Genomic DNA, 3,912 nt, shown 5'->3' with positions numbered 1-3,912 from the left:
CTCATAGTGGTTGTCTCCACCATCTTCGGAATTGTCCTAGTTGTTGTCTTCCACCGCTGGCTGGCCAAGAAGTCCAAGGCTTTGGCCCAGAAGCTCAGTCAAGCCCTCGCCTCCGGAGGGGGATCCTCATCGCGTTCCGGGCCCTCGAGCGCTTCCCGTGCGATCCACTCAGCTCGTTCGGCGGCCAGCACCGCCCGGGGGATCTCCCGTACGTCATCCGCCATCTCAGCCGGGGCAGCTGCTCGCAGTAGTGCAGCTTCGGCACGACAGGCAAACAGCAGCCAAGAAGAAGCGCCCGCCCCGAAGAAGGCCGAGCCCAACCCTGCGGCCGCGCCCAACACTAAGAAACGCGCACTAGGCAAGGTTGCGAAGTTCGCTGCCACGAAGGTCCCCGCCTTGGCGCCCGTTGCAGCCGCTGCGACCACGACGGCCAGAGGAGTCAAGGCCGTCAAGACCGGTGTCAGGACCGCCAAGGGACGCGTCGCCTCCGCCCCGGAAGCAGTGCAAGAGAAACGGGGGAACATCATCCGTTCACAGATGGATGCTGCGAAGGAAAAGGAAGGGGCTCGTCAGGAGAAGATCCACACCAAGTTGGACCGGGTAGAGGGCCGGCAAGCAATACCGAATCGCAACAACCACCGGGCGCTGACACCCAGGGAGCACAAGAGCCAAGCACGGTTGCAGCAGCGCTCCGAACGGCTGCACCAACGATTGGAACCGCCTGCAAAACGCAGTGCAAAGCACGAACAGCTCCAAGCCAACCTGCAGGTGGTCGAACGTCGCATCGCCTCCAGGAAGCAGCAGCAGCAGAAGCTTGCCGATGCCGCAAGCAAGCGCCGTGAACACTCAGCCGCAACGAGGCTGCAGGCGCCGAAGCCCGCTCCGGCCGGCGGCAAGTAAATGGCAGATCAGCAGACTTCAAAGCGGACTGGATGGATCCTGGCCATCGCAGCATTGCTGGTCGTTGGTCTCGGTGCCGTCTTGTTAGTTCCCTTGGCGGGATTGGGCATGCTGATGTCCTTGGTCAGCGCCAACGAAGCCAGCGGATCAGCACAGTGCGTCCCGGGAGGGGGAGCAAACACTGTGGGAACCCAGGTGGCCTACTCAGGGGAATGGGTCAATCCCACTGCTGGCAGTCTGACTTCCCCATACGGTGGCCGGGTCAATCCCGTCACGGGATCCCTGGAACTCCATTCTGGCCAAGACATTGCCGCACCCGATGGGTCGGCGATTGTCGCCGCGGCGGACGGTGTCGTTGAAATCGCAGGCAAGTCCTCCGGCGGTAACTCCGGATACATGGTTGCCATCAACCATGGAGGAGGGGTCCAGTCGAGGTATGTACATTCGTGGCCGGATGGCATACATGTGAAAATCGGACAAAAGGTCATCGCCGGTGAGCACATCTCCGATGTGGGAGCATCCGGCAACGCAACGGGACCACACCTGCACTTCGGGATCCGAATCAACGGCCAACCCACCAACCCCATGGATTACATGGCCAAACGTGGAATCTCTCTCGGCAAGAACAACGCCAACCCGGACAAGCAGAAACCCTCCACCGCCGTCGTGGCAAAGGCCGAGGAAAAAACCACATTCGTTCGTACGGATGGGGAAGAATTCCAGCCTTCGAAAGAGCAACTGAAAAACCTCTCAGCCGTCATCGAAGCAGCCAAATCCCATGGTGCTTCCGAGCAAGCAACAGTCATTGCCCTGATGACCGTCCTCCAGGAATCCAAAGGCATGATGTATGCCAACAGCGGCCTGCCCAAGTCTTTGAAGCTCCCACACCAGAACGTCGGATCGGACCATGACTCCGTTGGCCTCTTTCAGCAGCGCCCCTCACAAGGATGGGGAAGCATCAAGGAACTCATGAGCGTGGATCCGAGTACCGGCGCCTTCCTCGACGCTTTGGGACTGGTGAAAGGCTGGGAAGGTATGTCCCTGAGCGAAGCCGCCCAGGAAGTTCAACGCAGCGCGTTTCCCGATGCCTACGCCAAATGGGAACCCATAGCCGTTTCCCTAGCCACGGGGAAGAACCTGCCCAAGACCAGCGGAACCAGCAGCTGCCCCGCCCCGGTGGAAGTTGCAAAACCATCAGACGCGGATGACTCTGCGGCCACACGTTCCAAGGTCATCGATCTTGCCCGAGAAGGACTAGGAGGGAAGTACGTCAAAGGAGGGCGGGCCCCAGGCGCCTGGGATGACGATGGGTTTGTCTATCACTGCTTTACCGAGGCCGGAGTCCGTGGCATCCCTTATGTCTCCAGCTGGACTCGAGGGGAGACAACATCTTCCCCCGAGTCCGGAGACCTCGTGGTTTCCGACCAGCAGGGTGACGGAACATGGAACCAAGTAGGAATCAAAGTTGGTGGCCAGTACTTCATTACCGTCACTACCAAGGGCACCACCAAGCTACCCGTACCGCGGGACGCAGAGTTCTTCTCGATGGTCGGGGAGGACGCCACTTGAAAAAGGTTTTCATTCTTGCCGTAGTTGCCCTCGCGGCCGGGCTGCTGCTCTGGAGCGCGCTTTCTGGTTCTAATGAGAGTCTGCAACAGGGCCCAGAACACCTGATGCAGGGCCGCCAAAGCGTGGCAGCTGCACCCGTTGAGCAGAACCCGGTGACCTTCAAACAGCGGGAATCCATTGTTGGTTTCGTGCGCGCCTACTATTCAATGTCTCATTCCGATGCAGAGGCCAACGCCTGGGTGGGACGTACCACCGCCTGGTCCAGCCAGGCATATGGCAAACGGCTGAACAGCCGTTTCAACGGTGTTGGAGGTGCTGCTTGGCAGGAGTTCAAGAAGGACCAGAAGTCGTACTCAGTCAGCGGGCTACAGGCCAGAGCACTCCCGGATTCCCCGAAGAGGGCCCCGCAGTTCCTGGTCGAGTTCACCTGGGAAACCGCCGGCGCAAAAGGAGGCCCATCTACCCAGGAACAATCCAAGATCATCACCCTCGCGGAAGAGGATGGCAAGTGGGTGGTTGCAGCGTTTGAGGAATTCTCAACAGGAACCTCCTTCACCAAGGAGGTCGCACCTACCGATTCACCGGACGAAGACTACTTCACCGACTAGCGCACGTCTTACGCCCAAGGCCACCGCCACGGGGACATCCCACTGGCGGTGGCCCTCTTCTGTCCGGGGCGAATACCACTTAGCCAATCTGGCCCCTTNNNACCGTTGGTCAATCTTCCGGATTGAGGGACTAGGTAGCGCAATGGTGGGTACCTCCTGCGATACCTATGGGTTACCTACTGCGCAGACATGTAGGAACTGCCGAGCTTGATAGGTAGACGACTATGTAGTGACTAGTTAGCCCCTGTGCCGAGGGATGAGTGGTTCATGTGTAATGAGACAGAACCACAGGATGGCTGCACTTTATCCATACCCGATTGGTAGTAGGGGATATCCATCGAATCCTAGAACCGTAAACGAACCTAGTTTCGATGGTACACCCTGCTGTCAAGAGGGGGAGTCGACTTTTACAGAGCCGCAGCGGAAATCGGCCCCTCGTTCGGGCCTTATCTGGGCATGAGTACCCTTGCTGATTCCGACTCGCTCTCCGTGCTGCCACCGCGACGATATGCCGATACCCGGGCGGGACTACTGCTGGCGATCGCCGTAGCGTTCCTGGCGATCGCTTCCAACGTCTTCGACTGGGCGCTGTCCATTCCCCTCGTCATCGGAATTGGTGCCGTCCTGTTGGGGGTGTTGGTGCTTCGGGGATTACGCATGCGCTTTCGGCACACCATCCTGGACCTGCTCACAGAACGGATCCTGTCGGTGGTCGGTGCCAAGACTCCCTCGAGGAAGCTGGTTCGATGCACGGAATGGGGCGGCGGATTCATTGCACCCCCGGTCCGATTGCAGATCAGGGTTGCCCCACGGATCGATACCTCGGCTGTGAAGT

General features: G+C 59.4%; 3 protein-coding genes and 1 pseudogene. All 4 read left to right on the top strand.

Annotated features, from left to right (window positions below; all coding sequences use genetic code 11):
* Positions 1 to 900, top strand: a pseudogene (locus tag CIK75_RS16240) (hypothetical protein); the annotation flags it as partial.
* Positions 901 to 2,469, top strand: coding sequence for a peptidoglycan DD-metalloendopeptidase family protein (locus tag CIK75_RS10235; RefSeq protein ID WP_096224069.1), 1,569 nt, complete (start codon positions 901 to 903; stop codon positions 2,467 to 2,469).
* Positions 2,466 to 3,077 carry a hypothetical protein gene (locus CIK75_RS10230; protein WP_096224068.1) on the top strand — a complete coding sequence of 204 codons (612 nt, stop codon included), beginning with the start codon at positions 2,466 to 2,468 and terminating at the stop codon, positions 3,075 to 3,077. Before CIK75_RS10235 ends, CIK75_RS10230 begins: the two co-directional genes overlap by 4 nt.
* A 456-nt stretch (positions 3,078 to 3,533) precedes the next feature.
* Positions 3,534 to 3,912: hypothetical protein (locus CIK75_RS10225; RefSeq protein WP_143413320.1), on the top strand; the 379-nt coding region annotated here is incomplete at its 3' end.

This window comes from Glutamicibacter sp. BW78 (assembly GCF_002332245.1).
Lineage (GTDB): Bacteria > Actinomycetota > Actinomycetes > Actinomycetales > Micrococcaceae > Arthrobacter_H > Arthrobacter_H rhombi_A.
The sequence above is the reverse complement of the archived record's forward strand: the minus strand, read 5'-3'. Positions and strand labels throughout refer to the sequence as shown.

Coding starts and splice junctions, on each gene's coding strand:
- CIK75_RS10235 (WP_096224069.1), top strand. CDS start 901: ATGGCAGATCAGCAGACTTCAAAGCGGACTGGATGGATCCTGGCCATC.